Source organism: Kitasatospora sp. NPDC127121 (genome assembly GCF_042677305.1).
Classification (GTDB): Bacteria; Actinomycetota; Actinomycetes; order Streptomycetales; family Streptomycetaceae; genus Kitasatospora.
Genome location: NZ_JBHXTQ010000055.1, coordinates 25,956 through 45,810, shown reverse-complemented (window position 1 = coordinate 45,810; position 19,855 = coordinate 25,956). Strand labels below are relative to the sequence as shown.

Annotated in this window: 18 protein-coding genes and 1 tRNA gene; 13 read left to right on the top strand and 6 right to left on the bottom strand. The window is 74.4% G+C overall.

The annotated features are described in order from the left end of the window. Positions 1 to 68: 68 nt before the first annotated feature. A tRNA-Met gene (locus ACFVHI_RS24950) sits at positions 69 to 142 on the top strand. Positions 143 to 498: 356 nt separating this feature from the next. Further along, positions 499 to 2,475: a tetratricopeptide repeat protein gene (locus tag ACFVHI_RS24945; RefSeq protein ID WP_380342837.1), complete on the top strand. Its 1,977-nt coding sequence runs from the start codon at positions 499 to 501 to the stop codon at positions 2,473 to 2,475. A 39-nt stretch (positions 2,476 to 2,514) separates the two neighbouring features. On the opposite strand, the gene ACFVHI_RS24940 is transcribed toward ACFVHI_RS24945, so the two are convergent. Next, the gene (locus tag ACFVHI_RS24940; protein ID WP_380342835.1) at positions 2,515 to 2,934 is read right to left on the bottom strand and encodes a Fur family transcriptional regulator; all 420 of its coding nucleotides are present in this window, start codon (positions 2,932 to 2,934) and stop codon (positions 2,515 to 2,517) included. 103 nt (positions 2,935 to 3,037) lie between these two features. On the opposite strand from ACFVHI_RS24940, the gene ACFVHI_RS24935 reads away from it, so the two are divergent. Then, the gene (locus tag ACFVHI_RS24935; RefSeq protein WP_380342832.1) at positions 3,038 to 4,513 is read left to right on the top strand and encodes a catalase; all 1,476 of its coding nucleotides are present in this window, start codon (positions 3,038 to 3,040) and stop codon (positions 4,511 to 4,513) included. A gap of 89 nt (positions 4,514 to 4,602) precedes the next feature. Here ACFVHI_RS24935 and hisN read toward each other — a convergent pair whose 3' ends face one another. From hisN to ACFVHI_RS24910, 5 genes are all read right to left on the bottom strand, one after another. Then, the gene (hisN, locus tag ACFVHI_RS24930) at positions 4,603 to 5,400 is read right to left on the bottom strand and encodes a histidinol-phosphatase (protein WP_063347890.1); all 798 of its coding nucleotides are present in this window, start codon (positions 5,398 to 5,400) and stop codon (positions 4,603 to 4,605) included. Positions 5,401 to 5,523: 123 nt separating this feature from the next. Beyond that, entirely contained in the window at positions 5,524 to 5,847 is a 324-nt protein-coding gene (locus ACFVHI_RS24925; RefSeq protein ID WP_063347889.1) for a multidrug efflux SMR transporter, read from the bottom strand. Positions 5,848 to 5,977: 130 nt separating this feature from the next. Further along, entirely contained in the window at positions 5,978 to 7,033 is a 1,056-nt protein-coding gene (rsgA, locus tag ACFVHI_RS24920; protein ID WP_063347888.1) for a ribosome small subunit-dependent GTPase A, read from the bottom strand. A gap of 15 nt (positions 7,034 to 7,048) precedes the next feature. Beyond that, positions 7,049 to 8,380 (bottom strand): 3-phosphoshikimate 1-carboxyvinyltransferase, encoded by a 1,332-nt coding sequence (gene aroA, locus ACFVHI_RS24915; protein ID WP_063347887.1) that lies wholly within the window; start codon positions 8,378 to 8,380, stop codon positions 7,049 to 7,051. Positions 8,381 to 8,534: 154 nt separating this feature from the next. Then, positions 8,535 to 9,266: a M50 family metallopeptidase gene (locus ACFVHI_RS24910; protein WP_380342827.1), complete on the bottom strand. Its 732-nt coding sequence runs from the start codon at positions 9,264 to 9,266 to the stop codon at positions 8,535 to 8,537. Between the two features lie 138 nt (positions 9,267 to 9,404). On the opposite strand from ACFVHI_RS24910, the gene ACFVHI_RS24905 reads away from it, so the two are divergent. The 10 genes from ACFVHI_RS24905 (at position 9,405) to ACFVHI_RS24860 (ending at position 19,783) form a co-directional block, all read left to right on the top strand. Further along, complete coding sequence (locus ACFVHI_RS24905; RefSeq protein WP_380342824.1) at positions 9,405 to 10,157, top strand: SOS response-associated peptidase; 753 nt, start codon at positions 9,405 to 9,407, stop codon at positions 10,155 to 10,157. 74 nt (positions 10,158 to 10,231) lie between these two features. Beyond that, a complete protein-coding gene (locus ACFVHI_RS24900; RefSeq protein ID WP_380342822.1) occupies positions 10,232 to 10,867 on the top strand; it encodes an alpha/beta family hydrolase in 636 nt (211 codons plus the stop codon). A gap of 310 nt (positions 10,868 to 11,177) precedes the next feature. After that, entirely contained in the window at positions 11,178 to 11,921 is a 744-nt protein-coding gene (locus ACFVHI_RS24895; RefSeq protein WP_063351149.1) for a sigma-70 family RNA polymerase sigma factor, read from the top strand. Beyond that, positions 11,918 to 12,325, top strand: a complete 408-nt coding sequence (rsrA, locus tag ACFVHI_RS24890) for a mycothiol system anti-sigma-R factor (protein ID WP_079135634.1) — start codon at positions 11,918 to 11,920, stop codon at positions 12,323 to 12,325. Before ACFVHI_RS24895 ends, rsrA begins: the two co-directional genes overlap by 4 nt. Before the next feature lie 356 nt (positions 12,326 to 12,681). Beyond that, complete coding sequence (locus ACFVHI_RS24885) at positions 12,682 to 14,130, top strand: HD-GYP domain-containing protein (RefSeq protein ID WP_063347883.1); 1,449 nt, start codon at positions 12,682 to 12,684, stop codon at positions 14,128 to 14,130. Then, positions 14,127 to 15,485 (top strand): HD-GYP domain-containing protein, encoded by a 1,359-nt coding sequence (locus tag ACFVHI_RS24880; protein ID WP_380342818.1) that lies wholly within the window; start codon positions 14,127 to 14,129, stop codon positions 15,483 to 15,485. The genes ACFVHI_RS24885 and ACFVHI_RS24880 overlap by 4 nt, the downstream gene beginning before the upstream one ends. A 315-nt stretch (positions 15,486 to 15,800) precedes the next feature. Then, positions 15,801 to 16,793 (top strand): hypothetical protein, encoded by a 993-nt coding sequence (locus ACFVHI_RS24875; protein ID WP_063347881.1) that lies wholly within the window; start codon positions 15,801 to 15,803, stop codon positions 16,791 to 16,793. A gap of 83 nt (positions 16,794 to 16,876) precedes the next feature. Next, positions 16,877 to 17,521, top strand: coding sequence for a peptide deformylase (def, locus tag ACFVHI_RS24870; RefSeq protein ID WP_079135633.1), 645 nt, complete (start codon positions 16,877 to 16,879; stop codon positions 17,519 to 17,521). Between the two features lie 301 nt (positions 17,522 to 17,822). Continuing rightward, the gene (gene cseB, locus ACFVHI_RS24865) at positions 17,823 to 18,539 is read left to right on the top strand and encodes a two-component system response regulator CseB (RefSeq protein ID WP_380342814.1); all 717 of its coding nucleotides are present in this window, start codon (positions 17,823 to 17,825) and stop codon (positions 18,537 to 18,539) included. A gap of 5 nt (positions 18,540 to 18,544) precedes the next feature. Then, on the top strand, positions 18,545 to 19,783 hold the full coding sequence (locus ACFVHI_RS24860) for a sensor histidine kinase (RefSeq protein WP_380342811.1): 1,239 nt from the start codon (positions 18,545 to 18,547) through the stop codon (positions 19,781 to 19,783). The last annotated feature ends 72 nt before the right edge of the window (positions 19,784 to 19,855 follow it).

Genomic DNA, 19,855 nt, shown 5'->3' with positions numbered 1-19,855 from the left:
GCGGCCCGCTGAGCTGCGGCAACCGATTCCTGTTCCACCCCGCACCCGTGCTATGGTTCAACTACCGACGCGGGGTGGAGCAGCTCGGTAGCTCGCTGGGCTCATAACCCAGAGGTCGCAGGTTCAAATCCTGTCCCCGCTACTCAGTGGACAGAGGCCCGGAGGATTCTTCCTCCGGGCCTCTGGCGTTTTCCCCCCGAAGCGGCGGGAACCGCTCCGGTACCATCAACCGTCGCCAACGACGACGGCAAGGGGTTTGTGGGGTCCGAGTGTCGGGAAATCGACAAAGCGCCGAAGCAATTTCGTCGGCTTCGGGTCGGCCCCGCCCGAATTCGGCCGGGGCAGGTGTACGCGGGTTGCGGGTGGTGCGACGATGGGACACATGGGGGACGGTGCGCGGCTGCTGACCGGCCGTCGGTTCCGGCGCCTCCCCTGGGGGTCCCCCCGGCCGCGGGCCGGGGCACGATGCCGCGACACTCTGGGGGAGCGGGAGTCGGCATGAGGCTGATCGGCAAGAACGGGTCAGGCACCAAGTCCGCGGCGGCCACCGAGGCGGACACCGACGCCTGGGCGGAGAGCCCCGAGAGCCGCCCCGGAGCCCTGCCCGCCCAGCGCACCAGTGGCTTGTCCGAGCGCCCCCCGGTCGCCGGCTACGGCCCCGACAGCCTGGTCCACGTGTCCACCCGTCAGTTCGCCGACGCCGTCCGCCCGTACGGGCCCGACGGCGCCGCCGCCGACGGCCCGAACGCCGCCGCGCTCGACCCGGCCGGCCTGGACACCACCAGCTTCGAGACCGCGCTGGCCGCCCGCGAGAGCGCCGCGCTGGAGGCCCGCCACCGGCAGGCCGCCGCCGACGGCGACCCGGACGCCGCCAGCCGGCTCGGCACCCTGCTGCTGCGCCGCGGCGACCTGGAGGACGCCGAGCCCTACCTGCGCGCCGCCGCGGCCGCCGGGACGCGCGCCGCCGCCAACAACCTCGGCGTGCTGCTGCACCAGCAGGGCCACCGGGCCGAGGCCGCCCAGTGGTGGCGCCATGCCGCGGTGGCCGGCAGCGCCCCCGCCGCGCACGCGCTCGGGCTCCAACTGCGCGACCAGGGCGAGGAGGAGGCCGCCGAGTACTGGCTGCACTTCGCCGCCGACCACGGCCACCCGCTCGGCGCCTACGCGCTGGGCGACCTGATGGAGCACCGGCGCGACGTGCGCGCCGAGCGCTGGTTCAAGGTCTCCGCCGACGCCGGGCACCGGGAGGCCGCCTACCGGCTGGCCCGGATGCGCGAGGCCGCCGGGGACAAGGAAACCGCCGAGGCCTGGTACCGCACCGCCGCCGCCCGCGGCCACGCCCGCGCCGCGCTGCGCCTGGGCGTGCTGCTGGAGGAGCGCGCCGCCACCGACCAGTCGCTGCTGGAGGAGGCCGCCCGCTGGTACCGGCAGTCCGCGCAGAACGGCGAGCCGCGCGCCGCCTGCGCGCTGGGCTTCCTGCTGCGCGACTCCGGGGACCTGGCCGCCGCCGCCGAGTGGTGGCGGGAGGCCGCCGAGGCCGGCGACGGCAACGCCGCCAACGCGCTGGGCGCCCTGCACGCCGGCCGCGGCGAGGCCAAGGAGGCCGAGCGCTGGTACCGCACCGCCCTGGACGCGGGCGACCAGAACGGCGCCTTCAACCTCGGCCTGCTCTGCGTCGCCACCGGCCGCGACCAGCAGGCCGAGCAGTGGTACCGCCGGGCCGCGTACGCCGGGCACCGGGAGGCCTGCAACGCGCTGGCCGTGGTGCTGTTGCAGCGCGGCGAGGAGACCGGTGCCGAGCCGTGGTTCTCCAAGGCGGCCGAGGCCGGCAGCGTGGACGGCGCGTTCAACCTGGGCGTGCTGCACGCCGGGCGCGGCGAGCAGCGGCAGGCCCAGGAGTGGTACGCGCGGGCCGCCGCCGAGGGCCACGGCGAGGCCGCGCTGCAACTGGCCGTCGCCCAGGAGCAGCGGGGCAACCTGGCCGGCGCGCTGGAGCGCTACCGGCAGGCGGCGTCCGGCGGGTCGGCGGAGGGCGCGTTCCGGCTGGCCTCGGTGCTGGACCGGCGCGGTGACGCGGACACCGAGGCCGAGCACTGGTACGCGCTGGCGGCCGATGCCGGGCACCGGCGGGCGCAGGTGCGGATGGGGGTGCGGGCGGCCGAGCGCGGCGCGCTGGAGATCGCCGAGAGCTGGTACCGGCGGGCGGCCGAGGCCGGCAGCCGCAGCGCCGCCTTCAACCTGGGGCTGCTGCTGGCCCGGCAGGACCGCGAGGCGCAGGCGATGCTCTGGTACACCAGGGCGGCCGACGCCGGGCACGGGCGGGCGGCGCTGCGCCTGGCGCTGCTGGCGCTGCGCCGGGGGGAGCCGGTGCAGGCCGAGAACTGGTGCCGCCGGGCGGCCGACTACGGGCCGGCCGAGGTGGCGGAGCGGGCCGGGCGCCTGCTGGGCGCGCTGCACGCGGAGCTGAGCGCGTAGGGCGGGTCCGGCGGTTCCCGCCGGGCGGGCGGGGCCGCGTTACGGCGTGCCCGTGCAGTCCGGGCACAGGCCGCGGTAGGTGACCTCGGCGGTGGTGACGGTGAAGCCGAAGCGTTCGTCGGCCGGGAGGGCGGCGAGCGGGTCGCCGTGCGGGTGGACGTCGCGGATGGCGCCGCAGCCGGAGCAGACCAGGTGCTGGTGGGCGCGGTGGGCGTTGGGGTCGTAGCGCTTGGCGCGCCCGTTGGTGGCGACCTCCAGGACCTCGCCGAGGCCGACCAGTTCGCCGAGGGTGTTGTAGACGGTCGCGCGGCTGATCTCGGGCAGGCGGGCGACGGCGCGGGCGTGCACCTCGTCCGCGGTGAGGTGGACGTGGTCGCCGTCGAGGACCTCGGCCACGACCCGGCGCTGTGAGGTCAGCCGCCAGCCGCGTCCGCGAAGTCGTTCCAGCAGGTCGCTCATGGGAACAGGGTAAGTCACGCTCTCAGATTGGTTCCAGTGTTGACTTGGACAAAGTCCAAGTTAGGATCGAGTCGTCACGACCGGATAACGCGGAGGCCCTCTTATGACGACCCAGGACGAGCTGCGCCCCACCCTCACCACGGAGGCGGGTGCCCCCGTCGCCGACAACCAGAACACCGAGACCGCGGGCCCCGGCGGCCCGGCGCTCATCCAGGACCAGCAGCTCTTCGAGAAGCTCGCGCACTTCAACCGCGAGCGGATCCCGGAGCGCGTGGTGCACGCCCGCGGCGCGGCGGCCTACGGCACCTTCACGGTGACCGCCGACCTGGCGCCCTACACCCGGGCCTCGTTCCTGTCCGAGGTCGGCAAGCAGACCGAGGTCTTCCTGCGGTTCTCCACCGTGGCCGGCAACCTCGGCTCGGCCGACGCGGTGCGCGACCCGCGCGGCTTCGCGCTGAAGTTCTACACCGAGGAGGGCAACTACGACCTCGTCGGCAACAACACCCCGGTGTTCTTCATCAAGGACGCCGTGAAGTTCCCCGACTTCATCCACACCCAGAAGCGCGACCCGTACACCGGCTCCCAGGAGGCGGACAACGTCTGGGACTTCTGGGGCCTGTCGCCCGAGGCCACCCACCAGGTGACCTGGCTGTTCGGCGACCGCGGCATCCCGGCCAGCTACCGCCACCTCAACGGCTACGGCTCGCACACCTTCCAGTGGCAGAACGAGGCCGGCGAGCACTTCTGGGTCAAGTACCACTTCAAGACCGACCAGGGCATCAGGAACCTCACCCAGGACGAGGCCAACCGGCTGGCCGGCGAGGACCCGGACAGCCACCAGCGCGACCTGCGCGAGTCGATCGAGCGCGGTGAGTTCCCCAGCTGGACCGTGCAGGTCCAGATCATGCCGGCGGCCGACGCGGCGCAGTACCGCTTCAACCCCTTCGACCTCACCAAGGTCTGGCCGCACGCCGACTACCCGCCGGTCGAGATCGGGCGGCTGGAGCTCAACCGCAACCCCGACAACGTCTTCGCCGAGGTCGAGCAGTCGATCTTCTCCCCGTCGCACTTCGTGCCCGGCATCGGCCCGTCCCCCGACAAGATGCTGCAGGGCCGCCTGTTCGCGTACGCGGACGCCCACCGCTACCGCGTCGGCATCAACGCCGACCACCTGCCGGTGAACCGCCCGCACGCCACCGAGGCGCGCACCAACAGCCGCGACGGCCACCTGTACGACGGCCGCCACGGCCGCCAGAAGAACTACGAGCCGAACAGCTTCGGCGGCCCGGTGCAGACCGGCCGCCCGCTGTGGGCCGCCACCGCGGTCACCGGCGCCACCGGCAACCACGAGGTGCCCTCGCACGCCGAGGACGACGACTTCGTGCAGGCCGGCAACCTGTACCGGCTGTTCTCGGAGGACGAGAAGCAGCGGCTGATCGCCAACCTGGCCGGCTTCATCGCCAAGGTCTCCGCCGACCGCGAGGACATCGTCGAGCGGGCGGTCGACAACTTCCGCAAGGCTGACGCCGACTACGGGCAGCGGCTGGAGGCGGCCGTCCGGGAGCTGCGCAAGCAGTAGCCGGGACGCGCCCCGATGAGCGGCGGGCCCGGTCGACCAGAGGACTGGTCGACCGGGCCCGCACCATGTTCGGCCGCGCAGGAGAGCCCTTAGACGCTCAGGCGGCGCAGGGTCTCCTCGTGGAGGATGCCGTTGCTGGCGACGGCGTCGGCGCCGCCGGGGCCGGGCACGCCGTCCAGGCCGGTGAAGCGGCCGCCGGCCTCCTCGACGATGACGCAGTTGGCGGCCATGTCCCAGAGCGACAGCTCGGGCTCGGCGGCGATGTCGACCGCGCCCTCGGCCACCATCATGTAGGACCAGAAGTCGCCGTAGGCGCGGGTGCGCCAGCAGGCGCGGGTGAGGTCCAGGAAGGGGTCGAGGCGGCCGCGCTCCTCCCAGCCGGAGAGCGAGGAGTAGGAGAAGGAGGCGTCCTCGATCCGGGAGACGCCGGAGACGTGGATCCGGGAGGCCTTGGTGAGGCTGCGTCCGGCGTAGGCGCCGAGGTCCTTGGCCGCCCACCAGCGGCGCTGCAGCGCGGGGGCGGAGACGATGCCGACCACCGGGCGCTCGACGCCGTCCGGGCCGTCCTCCAGCAGGGCGATCAGGGTGGCCCAGACCGGGACGCCGCGGATGTAGTTCTTGGTGCCGTCGATCGGGTCGATCACCCAGCGGCGCGGGCCGGAGCCCTGGAGGCCGAACTCCTCGCCGAGCACCGCGTCGCGCGGGCGGGCGCGCTGCAGCACGCTGCGGACGAGCTCCTCGGCGGCCTTGTCGGCGTCGCTCACGGGGGTGAGGTCGGGCTTGGTCTCGACCTTCAGGTCGAGGGCGCGGAAGCGCTCCAGGGTGACCGAGTCGGCCGAGTCGGCGAGGACGTGGGCGAGTCGGAGATCGTCGTGGTAATCGGCCATGTCCGAAACCCTAGCGATCCCGCCCGGATCGGGACAGCCGGGCTCGCGGACCGGGACGGGCCTGCCGGCGGCGAGCGGGCGAGCAGCGGGGGTGGGCCGGTAGCAGGGGTGGGCCGGTGACGGTCAGTGCGCCGAGCCGCTGAGCTGGAGGCCGATCACGCCGGCGATCACCAGGGAGATCGAGACCAGCTTCAGCACCGAGGTGGTCTCGTCCAGGAAGACCATGCCGTAGATGGCGGTGCCGGCCGCGCCGATGCCCGTCCACACCGCGTAGGCGGGGCCGACCGGCAGGCTCTTCAGGGACAGCGTGAGCAGGCCGAAGCTGCCCAGGGCGAACACGCAGAAGCTGATGGTGGGCCAGAGCTTGGTGAAGCCCTCGCTGAGCTTGAGGTTGATCGCGAAGCCGGTCTCCAGCAGGCCGGCCAGGACCACCAAGGCCCATGCCATCGCGTGCCCTCCCTGTCGATCGACGGGTCGGACCGCGCTGTGGCCCGACCTTCCTATGATCGCCAGGCCGGCGCGGTCCGACACCTCGAACGGTCGGGAAACCCATGGGACGGTAAAACCGCCGCCCGGGTCAGTCGCCCTCGCGGGCCTCCTTGCTGGCCAGCAGCCGGCGCAGCGAGTAGAGCCGGGCGCCCTCGGCGTGGCCGTCGGCGACCCAGGCGTCCAGCGCGCAGTCCGGTTCGTCGTGGCTGCAGGCGCGCGGGCAGTCGGCGGTGCCGGGCTCCAGGTCGGGGAAGGCGTGGATGACCCGGGACGGGTCGATGTGCGAGAGGCCGAAGGAGCGGAAGCCCGGGGTGTCGATCACCCAGCCCGGGTCCAGCGCCTTCTTGGAGCCCGGCTTGGCGCCCGGCGGCGGGGGCAGCCGCAGCGCCAAGGCGGACACGGTGGTGTGCCGGCCGCGCCCGGTGACCGCGTTGACCCGGCCGGTCTGCCGCTGGTGGTCCGGGACGAGGGCGTTGACCAGGGTGGTCTTGCCGACGCCGGAGTGGCCGATGAACACCGTGGAGAGGCCGCGCAGGTGCGCGCGGACGGCCTCGGCGCCCTCCGTCTCCAGTTCGTCCCGACGGGTGACCACGTAGTCGATGCCGAGCGGCGCGTACGACTCCAGCAGCGGCCCGGCCGGGGCGAGGTCGGCCTTGGTGAGCACCAGCAGCGGCTCCATGCCCGCGTCGTAGGCGGCCACCAGGCAGCGGTCGATCAGCCGGGGCCGGGGCTCCGGGTCGGCCAGCGCGGTGACGATGGCCAGCTGCTGGGCGTTGGCGACGACGATCCGCTCGTACGGGTCGTCGTCGTCCGCGGTGCGCCGCAGCACCGAGCTGCGCTCCTCGACCCGGACGATCCGGGCGAGCGTGTCGGTGTCCCCGGAGAGGTCGCCGACGATGTTGACCACGTCGCCCACGACGACGCCCTTGCGGCCCAGCTCGCGGGCCTTCATGGCGACGATCTCGCGTTCCTGCTTGGTGCCCGGGTCGATCAGGCAGGTCAGCCGGCCGCGGTCGACGGTCAGCACCATCGCCTCGGCGGCGTCATCGTGTTTGGGCCGGATCCGGGTCCGCGGCCGGGATCCCCGGCGGGCGGGGCGGTTGCGGATGTCGTCCTCGTCGGCGTCCTTGCCGTAGCGGCGCATGTGCTCAGTCTCCGCTCAGGCGTCCGCCACCGCTTCGCCGAGCAGTTCCGCCCACATCTTCGGGAAGTCCGGCAGGGTCTTGGCGGTGGTGGCCACGTTCTCCACCTCGACGCCGGGCACGGCCAGGCCGACCACGGCGGCGGCGGTGGCCAGACGGTGGTCCTCGTAGGTGTGGAAGACGCCGCCGTGCAGCGGGCGCGGGCGGATGCGCAGGCCGTCCTCGGTCTCGGTGACGTCGCCGCCGAGGTCGTTGATCTCCTTGGCGAGCGCGGCGAGCCGGTCGGTCTCGTGCAGCCGCAGGTGGGCGATGCCGTACAGGTGGGACTCGGAGTCGGCCAGTGCGGCGACGGCGGCGATCACCGGGGTGAGCTCGCCGACGTCGTGCAGGTCCGCCTCGATGCCGTGGATCCGGCCGGTGCCGGTGAACTGCAGGCCCTCGTCGGTGAACTCGCAGGCGCCGCCCATCCGGGTGTAGATCTCGCGCAGCTGGTCGCCGGGCTGGCTGGTGTGCTTGGGCCAGTCGCGGACCGTCACCCGGCCGCCGGTGACCAGGGCGGCGGCGAAGAACGGCGCGGCGTTGGAGAGGTCCGGCTCGACCACCAGGTCGCGGCCGATCAGGGCGCCGGGGGTGACCCGCCAGACGTCCTTCTCGCCGCCGTCCTCGGGGGCGTCGACCTGGACGCCGGCCAGGCGCAGCATCTCGACGGTCATCCGGATGTGCGGCAGCGACGGCACCGGGCCGCCGACGTGCCGGACCTCGACGCCCTGGTTGTAGCGGGCGCCGGAGAGCAGCAGGGCGGAGACGAACTGGGACGAGGAGGAGGCGTCCAGCTCGACCGGGCCGCCGTCGAGCGCGCCGGTGCCGTGCACGGTCAGCGGGAAGGCGCCGCGGCCGCCGTCGTCGATCCGGGCGCCGAGCGCGCGCAGGGCGTTGATCACGCCGTGCTGGGGGCGCTCGTAGCTGCGCGGGTCGCCGTCGAAGTGCACCGGGCCGTCGGCGAGGACGGCGAGCGGGGGCAGGAAGCGCATCACGGTGCCGGCGTTGCCGACGTCGATCGAGGCGGGGCCGCGCAGCGCGGGGGTCGGGATGACCCGCCAGGCCTCGCCGCCGCCGGTGCCGCCGGAGTCGTTGTTGACCTTCTCCTCGATGCCGACGCCGAGGGCGCGCAGGCCGTCGGCCATCAGCTGGGAGTCGCGGCTGCGCAGCGGCCGGCGCACCCAGCCGGGCTCGTCGGCGAGCGCCGCCAACACCAGGGCTCGGTTGGTGACCGACTTGGAGCCGGGGATGGTGACGGTGGCGTCAACGGGGGTGGTCGCGACGGGGGCGGGCCACAGGGTCTCGGTCATGGGGGCAAGTTTAGGGGCCGTACCGGAACGGCCCCTGCGCCAACCGCATGGCGGGACGGGGGAGGCCCGGTGCAGGGGTTGTGGCAGCAGGCCCGTGCCGCGGGGGCGGCCCGGCGCAGGGGCCGGAGCAGCAGGTTCGCGCCGAGGGCGGGGTTCAGTGCAGGGGCTGGAGCAGCCAGGTCGCGCTCAGGGCGAGGCAGGCGAGGGCGGTGAGCAGGAAGACGGTGATCCAGGCGAGGCCGGGGATGTGGGTGAGGCGGGCCAGCTGGTCGGCGTCGGAGTCGCGGGCCCAGCCGACGCGGCGCTGGTGCTGGAGTTCGAGGACCGGGCGGACGGCGCCGAACAGCAGGAACCAGCAGCCGAGGTAGGCGAAGCCGGCCTGGACCTCGGCGCTGCCGAACCAGGAGACCAGGAAGAAGGCGCCGCCGGCGACCAGCACGGTGAACAGGCCGAAGGCGTTGCGGATGCGCACCAGGAGGGCGAGCAGCAGGACGATGGCCAGCCAGAGCAGCAGGGTGATCCGGCCGGTGGAGAGCAGGGCGGCGCAGCCGAGGCCGAGCAGGGCGGGGGCGGTGTAGCCGGCGGCGGCGGTGAGGATCATGCCGGGGCCGGTGGGGCGGCCGTAGGAGAGGGTGAGGCCGGAGGTGTCGGAGTGCAGCCGGATGCCGGCGAGCCGGCGGCCGGTGACGAGGGCGATCAGGCCGTGGCCGCCTTCGTGGGCGATGGTCACGGCGTTGCGGGTGACGTGCCAGAGCGGGCGGGCGAGGACGGCGAGCAGGGCGGCGCCGGCGGTGGCCAGCACCAGCCAGCCGGGCGGCGCGGGCTGGGTGCCGGTGACCTGGTTCCACAGTTCGCCGAGGTTCTGGTCGGTGGGTTGTGCGCTCATCGTCTCGTCTCCGCCTCCGTCCGCTGCGTTGGGCCGTTCGGGGCAGCCTCCCATGCGGGGACGGGCGGGCGGGAGCGGACGGTTCTCCTGGCGGGATGAAGAAGTGGTGAGCGGGGCGGGCATGGCAAGCTGGCCCGCATGTGCGGTCGCTTCGCAGCCAGTGGCAAGCCCGAGGACATCGTCGAGCTGTTCGGCGTCGAGCAGTGGGATCCGGCTGAGACGCTGGCCCCCAACTGGAACGTCGCCCCGACCACCAGCGCCTTCGTGGTGCTGGAGCGGGTGCCGAAGGGCCGGACGCGGCCGGTGCGCCAGCTGAGGGTGCTGCGCTGGGGCCTGGTGCCGCAGTGGTCGAGGTCGGCCGAGACGGCGGTGAAGATGATCAACGCCCGTTCGGACACGGTGCACGAGAAGCCCTCGTACCGGCAGGCGTTCGCCTCGCGGCGGTGCATCCTGCCGGTGGACGGCTACTACGAGTGGCAGACGCTGCCGGGCGAGCGCGGCAAGGCGCGCAAGAAGCCGTTCTTCGTGTCCCGGGCGGACGGCACCCCGCTGGCGCTGGCCGGGCTGTACGAGTTCTGGCGCGACCGGACGGTGCCGGCCGACCATCCGGCGGCCTGGCTGGTGACCTTCACCATCGTCACCACCGACGCCGAGGAGTCGCTGGCGCCGATCCACGAGCGGATGCCGCTGTTCCTCGACCCGGCCTCCTACGGCGAGTGGCTGGACCCGGGGCTGGACGACCCGGACGAGCTGCGCCGGCTGCTGATACCGCCGCCGCCCGGTGCGCTGCTGGCCACCCCGGTCTCGCCGGCGGTCGGCAGCATCCGCAACAACGGCCCGGAGCTGAAGGAGCCGTGGGCCGAGGCGGAGTACGAGACCACCCTGTTCTGAATGTCTGAATGTCTGAAGTTCGACGATTGAGTCCTGACAGCTGAGGGAGCCTGAGCCGGTTGGAGCGACCGACGATGACCACCGAACTCGTCCCCACCGAGGTGGGGGACGCCCGGATCAGCTACCACCGGGCCGGTGCGCCGAAGGCGCTGCTGGCGCTCGGTCACGGCGCGGGCGGCGGGATCGAGGCCCGGGACCTGGTGGCGCTGGCCGCGGCGCTGGCGGCGCGCGGGATCACCGTGGCGCTGGTGGAGCAGCCCTGGCGGGTGGCGGGCAAGCGGCTCGCCCCGGCGCCGCGCACGCTGGACCGCGGCTGGACCCCGGTCGCCGGGCGGCTGGCCGGTCAGGGGCTGCCGCTGGTGGTGGGCGGGCGCAGCGCCGGGGCGCGGGTGGCCTGCCGGACCGGGGCGGCGAGCGGGGCGGTGGGGGTGGTGGCGCTGGCGTTCCCGCTGCACCCGCCGGGCCGGCCGGAGAAGAGCCGGGCGCAGGAGCTGCTGGAGTCGGGGGCGGCGACGCTGGTGGTGCAGGGTACGGCGGATCAGTTCGGCGGGCCGCAGGAGTTCCCGGAGCTGCCGCCCGGGCACGAGCTGGTGGCGGTGCCGTACGGCGGGCACGGTTTCGACGTGCCCAAGCGGGCGCCGGTGGGGCAGGACGAGGTGCTGGAGGCGATCTGCCGGGCGGTCGGGGACTGGGTGCTGCGGGTCGTCTGAGGCGGCGGGGTCGGCGGGGGCGGCCGTGAACGGGGGGTTTCCGCTCGATCACCCGTACGAGCGATTTCGGGGCGGGCGCGGGAATGCGGGCGGGGTCGGGGTGGTTGGCACTCTCGTCAGTACGATTCCCGGTTGAGAGGCAGGGCAGATGGGTTCGATCGCGTGCCCCGAGCGGTCAGAGCAGCGCGAGGCCGCCGCGGCGTTCGGCCCCGCCTGGTCCGACTGGATTGTCGCGGGCGAGAAGCCCGTCAGCCCGATATCCTCCATTTCGGGGCGGCCCGCCGTGGGTCGTGCCCGCCATGCCGAGGAGGTGGGTCCGGTCGTCGGGACCGAGCACGAGGCCGAGCCGGGCCGGGGCCCGGAGGAGGGCCAGCCCACGGGCGAGGCGCTCACCGGTGAGGAGCTGGCCGAGGCGATCGGTGAGGACACCTTCCGGGTGTCGGCACAGGAGAGCGAGGAGGCCCGGCGGGAGCGCTTCGAGCGCGACGCCCTGGGCTACCTGGATCCGATGTACTCGGCGGCGCTGCGCATGACGCGCAACCCCGCGGACGCGGAGGACCTGCTCCAGGAGGCGTTCGCCAAGGCGTACGCGTCCTTCCACCAGTTCCGCGAGGGCACGAACCTCAAGGCCTGGCTGTACCGCATCCTCACCAACACGTTCATCAACTCGTACCGCAAGAAGCAGCGCGAGCCCCAGCGCACGGCGGCGGAGGAGATCGAGGACTGGCAGCTGGCCCGCGCCGAGTCGCACATGTCGACCGGTCTGCGCTCGGCCGAGACCCAGGCGCTCGACCACCTCCCCGACAGCGATGTGAAGGACGCGCTCCAGGCCATTCCGGAGGAATTCCGGATCGCCGTGTACCTCGCGGACGTAGAAGGCTTTGCGTACAAGGAGATCGCGGACATCATGGGTACTCCCATCGGCACGGTGATGTCCCGGCTGCACCGCGGCCGCCGTCAGCTGCGCGGCATGCTGGAGGATTACGCCCGTGAGCGCGGGCTCGTCCCGGCCGGCAGCGGGGCAGGGCAGGAAGCGAAGGGCTCGGGCTCATGAGCTGCGGCGATCCGCACGACACGGAGTGTGGCGAGGTCCTCGACCACCTCTACGAATTCCTCGACAACGAGATGGCCGAGGGCGACTGCGCCAAGCTGCGGGTGCACTTCGAGGAGTGCTCGCCCTGCCTGAAGCAGTACGGGCTGGAGCAGGCGATCAAGGCGCTGATCAAGCGTTCCTGCGGCTGCGACGACACCCCGGCTGACCTGCGCAGCAAGGTGCTGGCCAGGATCGACTCGATCCGGGCGGGGCAGCGTTCGGGCGAGCAGGTGGTGGTCGCCGTCGACACCACGGTCGAGCTGCACGTCGAGACGGACCGGCCGGCGCCGGCCGCCGGCGAGGCCCCGGAGGAGCCGACAGTCCGGCCCGGTGCCACCGTCGAGGCGGGCGCCCCGGCGGAGTAGCCGGGCGGCCGTTCAACGGCTGGGCGGTCGTTCAACGGCCGGGCGGAGCAAGCGGACGGGCCCGCCGGCGAGGGCGGGCCGAGCAGTCCGGACACGGAGTCAGACGGCCCCGGGAGCGTGCGCTCCCGGGGCCGCTCCCGTTGTGCTTGCGTGCGCCCCTCACTCGTTCGGGTGAGTTGGCGGTGCGCCAGCAGCGTCGTCGCGCCATCATGCGTCCTTGCGCCCGGGTGGCGGCCTATCCTCCTGACGGACGCTCACCGCCGGTCCGCCCGGCGAGCTGAGGCAACGCGGGCCCGGACGTCGGGGAGGTCGAGATCGCTATCGACGGCGAAGACGCGGCCCTGCCGGAGGGGGCGATGCGCTACCTGGTGGCCGTCCCGGTGGCGGCGCTGTGCTGCCTGCTGCCACTGCTGCCGACCGGCGTGCCGCCCGGGCTCCCGCGCTGGCTCGGCGCCCCGGTGGACTGGCCCAAGGTCGGGCTGCTGGCCTTCCTGCACGGCTGCTGGGAGTCGCTGGCCCAGGGCCTGCCGACGCCCTGCCTGCGGCTGGTCCGCCGACTGCTGCGCCGACCGCCGCCGCCCGAGCGGGCGCTCTCCCGCCCCGGGGTCAACGCCTTCTTCCCGGTGCTGTTCGCCGGCGTGCTGATGCTGCCGCCGGCCGCCGCCGCGCTGGTCGCGGTGCCCGCCGCGGTGCTCGGCGGCCCGGCCGGGCGCGGCTGCCGGACCCGCCAGCTGTGGAACGGCTCCCAGCTCGCGCTGTGCGCCTTCGCCTCCGCGGCCGCCTTCCACCTGCTGCACGGGCCGCAACTGCTGCTCGGCTCCCGCTTCCCGGCCGCGCTGCTGCCCGGCTTCGCCGCCGTCGTCACGTTCTGCCTGGTCAACGGGGTGCTGGTGGGCGCGATGCTGATGCTCGCGGAGGACCGCCGGCCCGTCGTGCTGCTGCGCGGGGCCGTCGCGGTGTGCGGGCTGCCGGTGCTGGTGCACGCGGCCGGCGGCCTGATGGTGGCCGTGCTCTGGCAGGGCCCGTACGGGGCGTTCGCGGCGCTGCTGGCGCTGCTGCCACTGTCGATCTCGGCCTGGGTGTTCGCCCAGGGCCAGCGCGAGCGGGACGCCCACCAGGCCACCGTGCAGTCGCTGGTGCAGGCCGTGGAGATCAAGGACTCGTACACCCGCGGGCACAGCGAACGGGTCGGCCGGGCCTCGGTGCTGATCGCCGGTCAGCTCGGCATGGAGGCCGAGCGGCTGCGCACCCTGCGCTTCGCGGGGATCCTGCACGACGTCGGCAAGCTGGGCGTGGCCACCGAGTTGCTGCGCAGAAACGGTCCCCTCAGCGAGGCGGAGCGGCGGGCCGTCGAGATCCACCCGGTGTACGGGTACGAGCTGGTGCGCGGGATCGCCTTCCTCGGCGAGGCGCACGCCGGGATCCTGCACCACCACGAGCGGATGGACGGCCGGGGCTACCCGAGCGGGCTGGTCGGCGAGCAGATCCCCGAGTTCGCCCGGATCATCTCGGTCGCCGACGCCTTCGACTCGATGACCTCCACCCGCTCCTACCGGCGCGGCCGCCCGGTCGCCGAGGCCGTGGCGGAACTGGAGCGCTGCTCGGGCAGCCAGTTCGACCCGGTGATGGTCCGGGCCCTGATCGACGCGCTGGCCGGGCACGACTGGCAGCCGGTGCTGCCGCCGCCCGGGGACGGCATCCGGGCCGTCCCCGACATTCCGCTCGGGGTGCCCGAGCCGGCGCGGGCGGCGCCGGGCCGGGTGCCCGCGCAGGGCGGGAGCGTCCCCACGGCCGGGCAGCCGTGACCGCGGCCAGCCGGGAGGCCCGCGTGGTGCACGCGGCGGCGGCCGCGCTGCTGGTGTTCGCGGTGGGCGCGGTCGCGGTGCGCGGGGTGGCCGGGGCGAGGGTCGCGCTGGCGTTCACGGCGCTGATCGCGCTCGGCGAGTGCGTCCGGATCACCCTTCCGGGCGACCGCGAACAGGCGCCGATCGGCGCGGCCGGCGCGCTGGCGTACGCCCTGCTCGGGCCGCTGCGCGGGGTGCCCACCGCGCACGGGATGCTCCAGGTGGTCGCGGTGACCGGCGTCGGCCTGCTGCTGGCCTGGCTGCCCGGCCTCGCACTGCCCTGGCTCAGGGCGTGCCGCCCGGGCCGGGGCCGGCCGGGCCTGATCCAGCGGGCCCGCCCCGGCCGCCCGCACCGGCGCCCGCCCTGGGCCGACCCGGCCCGGCGGGACAGCGCTGCCCGCCGGCTGCTCGGGGTCGGCTTCGCCGCCGCCGTCTTCCAGCCGCTCTACAACGGCGGACTGGTCGACCGCTTCTCGCCCGAGGGCCCGGCGTACGGGGTGTTCCTGACCGCCGTCGCCGCGCTGGCCGCGCTCTGCGACGCGACCCTGGCGGCGCTGCTGCGCCGGTCGGCGGCCGGCCTGGAGGGCGGGCTGCGGTTCCCGGCGGCGCTGGAGGACGAACTGCGCTCGCTGTTCGGGATCGGCTCGGCGATCGTCGCGACGGGGATGCTGGTCAGCCTGGCGGCCGGCGAGGTCGGGCTGTGGGCGCTGCCGCTGTTCTGCACCCCGCTGCTGCTCGCCCAGGTGTCCTTCCGGCGGGCCGCGGCCGTGCGGGCCACCACCGGGCAGACCATCGCCAGCCTGGCCCGGGCCACCGAGGTGGCCGGCTACACCCCGCACGGGCACGCCCGCCGGGTCGCGGACACGGCGTGCGCGCTGGGGCGCGAGCTGGGGCTGGGCACCCGGGAACTCGCCCTGCTGGAGTACGCGGCGCTGATGCACGACGTGGGCCAGCTGTCGCTGGTCGAGCCGGTGCCGGACGGCGCGACCGCGCTGCTGCCCTGCGCCGAGCAGCAGCGGATCGCCCGGCTGGGCAGCGAGGTGATCCGCCGCACCGGGGTGCCCCGGCAGGTCGCCGAGCAGGTCGCCCGGCTGGCCGATCCGGTGCTCGGCACGGCCGGCGGGGACGGCGCGGTGCCGCTGGCGGCCCGGATCATCCGGGTGGCCAACGCCCACGACGACCTGCTGACGGCGGCCCGCGGCCGCGGGGTCGGCGAGGCGGTGGGTCGGCTGGAGGCGCTGGAGGTGCTGCGGCTGGGGCGCGGCCGGGTGTACGACGCCCGGGTGGTGGACGCCCTCGCCCGGGTGGGCGGCTGAGGCCTGTCCAGGCGGGCTTGGGTGCGGGCTTGAGTTCGGCGGCTGACCCGGGTCCCGTCGAGTGCCGCGGGGCGGACCGGCGGAGCGCCGCGGACCGGCGGGCCTGCGCCGGGGTTGAGGCGGGGCGGCCGGGCGGGCAGGCTGGGTAGGGGCGGCCCCAACCTCGCCGGTGGGGAGCGCGGGCGGGGGCGGGCGTGGTTGGATGCGGTCGTAGCGTGGAACACCGACCCGGGGCACCGTGCCCCGGACCCCCGCGGAAGTGGATCCGGACGCGGCGGTACGGGACTTGAGCGGACGACGACGGCAGGGACGAACGTGAGGATCTTCCACCGGGCACGGCACCGGCCGTCCGCCACCTGGCGGCAGACGACCGACCGGGCCTTCACGCTGATCGGCGACGGCCGCTACGAGGACGCCGGCGCGCTGCTGGTGATGGCCGCCGACCTGGAGCCCTGGCTGTCCGACTCCTGGTTCAACCTCGCCCTGCTGCACAAGTTCCGCCGGGACTGGGAGCAGGCCCGCTCGGCCGGGCTGCGGGCCGTCGCCCTGCTGGACCGCGAGCACGGCGCCCCCGACTGGTGGAACCTCGGCATCACCGCGACCGCCTTGCAGGACTGGCCGCTGGCCCGCCGCGCCTGGCAGGCGTACGGGCTGAAGCTGCCCGGCGGCCCGGGCGGGCAGCCGGACGGCCCGGTCAGCCTGGACCTCGGCACCACCCCGGTGCGGCTCTCCCCGGACGGCGAGTCCGAGGTGGTGTGGGGCCGCCGGCTGGACCCGGCCCGGATCGAGGTGCTGTCCATCCCGCTGCCGTCCTCCGGCCGCCGCTGGGGCGAGGTGGTGCTGCACGACGGCGCCCCGCACGGCGAGCGGGTCACCGACGGGGTCGCCTACCCGGTGTTCGACGAGATCGAGCTGTGGGCGCCGTCCCCGGTGCCGACCTACGTGGTGCTGCTCCAGGCCGCCACGGCGGGGGACCGGGACGCGCTGGAGCGGGTCGTCGCGGACGCCGGCTACGCGGCGGAGGACTGGACGTCCTCGGTGCGGCTGCTCTGCCGGGCCTGCTCGGAGAGCCGGATGGCCACGGACGACGGGCACACCGCCCACCACGACCCGCACGACGACGGCGACGCCGCGCACCCCGGACACCTCAGCCACCTCAGCCAGGGCGGGGAGGCCGGAATGTCCTGGCTGGTGGAGCGCGAGTGCGGGATCGCCGCGCCCGCCCTGCTGGTCCGCTCGCTGCTGGACCGCTGGGCCGCGGCCTCGCCCGGCACACGGGCGTACCGCGATCTGGAGGAAGTCTGTTGAGCGCGCCGCTTACCCTTGAGCGGTGTACCCGGCGAGAGCCGAATACCTGGACCATTCTCGGAAGCGGAAGCGGATAAGCAGCGATGGCGGAGCAGCACGACCACCAGCACGACCACGACCACGACCAGGAGTCGGCGGCCGACGAGGCCCCGCTGAAGGTGGTCGGCGAGCAGCCGGACCTCTCCAAGGGCACCGCGCGTCCGATCACCGTGGTGGGCAACCCGGTCCTGCACCGCGAGGTCAAGGACGTCACCGCGTTCGACGGTGAGCTGTCCGCGTTGATCGACGACATGTTCCAGTCGATGTACGCGGCCGAGGGCGTGGGCCTGGCGGCCAATCAGATCGGCGTGGACCTGAAGGTCTTCGTCTACGACTGCCCGGATGACGAGGGCGTGCGCCACATCGGCCACGTGATCAACCCGAAGCTGGAGGAGTACCCGGCGGACCGCCGGCGGGTGCTGGACGACAGCAACGAGGGCTGCCTGTCGGTGCCGGGCGCGTACGCCGAGCTGCCCCGCCCGGAGTACGCGGCGGTGACCGGCGTGGACAAGGACGGCCGGCCGATCCGGGTCGAGGGCACCGGCTTCTTCGCCCGCTGCCTGCAGCACGAGACCGACCACCTGTTCGGCACCCTCTACATCGACAAGCTGTCGAAGCGGGACCGCAAGGACGCGCTGAAGCAGATGGCCGAGGGCACCGCGCGGTACGCGACCGTGGCGAACGACTGACGAACCGTCAAGGGCCGGGGCGCGACGGGCGTCCCGGCCCTTTGCGTTTCCGCACTTGGCGTTCCCGCTCTTGCGCCTCCAGCGCCACCTGGCCCAGGGCCTGACCGCCGGGTCGGTCAAGGGGTGATCGGTGGCGGGTGCGGCGGGGGGCGTCGGTGGGTTTGTATCCGCCGGGTATCAGGGAGCGCGCGGCCTGACGTCGATGTGGGCGAGGAGGCCGGGGCGTCCGATATCTGCCGTATCGTGCCCTTGTCCGTCGCCGTCCGTCACCCGTCGCCGTCCGAGCAGGAGCCGTCCGCCCGTGCCCTCGCCCACGCCGCCCCCGCACCCCGTCCGCGTGCTGCTGGTCGAGGATGACGAGCTGATGCGCCGCTCCTTCACCGTCGCCCTGGAACGCTACGGCTACGGGATGCGCGCCGCGGCGGACGGCCTCACGGCGCTGGAGCTGTTCCGGGACGAGCAGTTCGACCTGCTGATCCTGGACGTGATGCTGCCCGGCCTGGACGGGATCGGCCTGTGCCGCAAGGTCCGGGAGACCAGCCTGGTGCCCGTCCTGATGATGTCCGCGCGCGGCGACGGCCTCGACGTCGTCGCCGGCCTGGAGGCCGGGGCGGACGACTACGTGGTCAAGCCCGTGGACACGTACGTGCTGGTGGCGCGCATCCGCTCGCTGCTGCGGCGGGCGACGTACGCGCCACCCGTCCCGGCGCCCTCGCCCGGAGCCGCCGACGGGGACGTCCTGGTGTTCGGGGACCTCACCGTCGACACCGCCGGAATGGAGGTGTCCGTCGGCGGGGCGCCGGTGGCGCTGACCCCGACCGAGCTGAAGCTGCTGCTGGAGTTCGCCGCCCACCCCGGCGTCGTGCTGGAGCGGCACACCCTGCTGCGCAACGTCTGGGAGTACGGCTGGGACGGCGACAGCCGGGTCGTGGACCTGTGCGTGCAGCGGCTGCGCCGCAAGCTCGGCCGGGAGCGGATCGAGACGGTCCGCGGCTTCGGCTACAAGCTCAGGCGCTGAGAGCGGTGCACACGACTCCCCGGCCCGCCCGCGCGCCCCTGCGCTGGAAGATCGCCGCGCTGGCCGCCGCCACCGCCTGCCTCGTCGCGGCGGCGGTCGGGGTGCTGGTGCACCTGTGGACCGCGCACGACATCCGCAGCCGGGCCGAGGCGCAGGCCTTCAATGCCGTCTACTCGGCCATGGACGTCTACCGGCGCACCGGATCGCTGGCGGACGGCGCCGAACTCGACCCCGTAGACCTGCCCGCCGCCCTGCGCCACCCGGCCGACGGCGAACGGCACACGGCCTACGACGGGCACGCCGAAGGGAACTCGGGCCCGAGCTACTGGGCCGCCCAGCGCACCGGCGGGCCCGGCAGCCCCGTCCTCGCTCTCCGGGTCAACCTGGCACCGCAGCTCTCCGACCTGCCCCGGCTGGACGCGGCGATGGCGGTGGCCTCGCTGGTCGCGCTCGCGGCGGCCACGCCGGCCGCGGTCTACGGGGCCGGACTGCTCGCCCGCCGGCTGCGGCGGGTCGCCGAGACGGCGGGCCGGATCTCCGCCGGGGACCTCGACGCCCGGACCGGGCCCACCAAGGGCGGCGACGAAGTCGCCGACATCGCGGCGACGGTGGATCTGATGGCCGACAGCCTCGGCCAACGGCTGCGCTCCGAACGGCAGTTCACCGCGGACGTGGCGCACGAGCTGCGCACACCGGTCGGCGGACTGCTGGCCGCCGTCGACCTGCTGCCGGCCGGCGAGACCGAGGACCTGATCCGGGCGCGGGTGCGGGACCTGCGCGGGCTGGTCGAGGACCTGCTGGAGATCTCACGGCTGGACGCCGGGGCGGAGGAGGTGGCGCGGGCCCGGGTGCCGCTCGCGGCCGTCGTCCGGGAGGCCGTGCTGCGCACCGGGTTCGAGGCCGAGATCGCCGTGGCGGCGGAGCGGACGGTGGAGACCGACCCGCGGCGGCTGGAACGGATCGTCGGCAACCTCGTCGTCAACGCGCACCGGCACGGGGCCGCCCCCGTCCTGGTCACCGTCCAGGACCGTACGGTCGTCGTGCGCGACCACGGCCCCGGCTTCCCGCCGGACCTGCTGCGCCACGGCCCGCGCCGCTTCCACACCGGCGCCGCCGAGCGCGGCACGGGCCACGGGCTGGGGCTCACCATCGCGCTGGGGCAGGCCCGGCTGCTCGGGGCGGAGCTGCGCTTCGACAACGCGGAGGACGGCGGCGCGGTGGCGACGCTGCGGCTGCCGGGCTGACCTCGGCAGTTGCTACGGGACTGCTGCGAAGCGGCGCGGGGACTGATACACGGCGGCGCAGGGGCCTGATAC

Coding starts and splice junctions, on each gene's coding strand:
- ACFVHI_RS24945 (WP_380342837.1), top strand. CDS start 499: ATGAGGCTGATCGGCAAGAACGGGTCAGGCACCAAGTCCGCGGCGGCC.
- ACFVHI_RS24940 (WP_380342835.1), bottom strand. CDS start 2,934: ATGAGCGACCTGCTGGAACGACTTCGCGGACGCGGCTGGCGGCTGACC.
- ACFVHI_RS24935 (WP_380342832.1), top strand. CDS start 3,038: ATGACGACCCAGGACGAGCTGCGCCCCACCCTCACCACGGAGGCGGGT.
- hisN (WP_063347890.1), bottom strand. CDS start 5,400: ATGGCCGATTACCACGACGATCTCCGACTCGCCCACGTCCTCGCCGAC.
- ACFVHI_RS24925 (WP_063347889.1), bottom strand. CDS start 5,847: ATGGCATGGGCCTTGGTGGTCCTGGCCGGCCTGCTGGAGACCGGCTTC.
- rsgA (WP_063347888.1), bottom strand. CDS start 7,033: ATGCGCCGCTACGGCAAGGACGCCGACGAGGACGACATCCGCAACCGC.
- aroA (WP_063347887.1), bottom strand. CDS start 8,380: ATGACCGAGACCCTGTGGCCCGCCCCCGTCGCGACCACCCCCGTTGAC.
- ACFVHI_RS24910 (WP_380342827.1), bottom strand. CDS start 9,266: ATGAGCGCACAACCCACCGACCAGAACCTCGGCGAACTGTGGAACCAG.
- ACFVHI_RS24905 (WP_380342824.1), top strand. CDS start 9,405: ATGTGCGGTCGCTTCGCAGCCAGTGGCAAGCCCGAGGACATCGTCGAG.
- ACFVHI_RS24900 (WP_380342822.1), top strand. CDS start 10,232: ATGACCACCGAACTCGTCCCCACCGAGGTGGGGGACGCCCGGATCAGC.
- rsrA (WP_079135634.1), top strand. CDS start 11,918: ATGAGCTGCGGCGATCCGCACGACACGGAGTGTGGCGAGGTCCTCGAC.
- ACFVHI_RS24885 (WP_063347883.1), top strand. CDS start 12,682: ATGCGCTACCTGGTGGCCGTCCCGGTGGCGGCGCTGTGCTGCCTGCTG.
- def (WP_079135633.1), top strand. CDS start 16,877: ATGGCGGAGCAGCACGACCACCAGCACGACCACGACCACGACCAGGAG.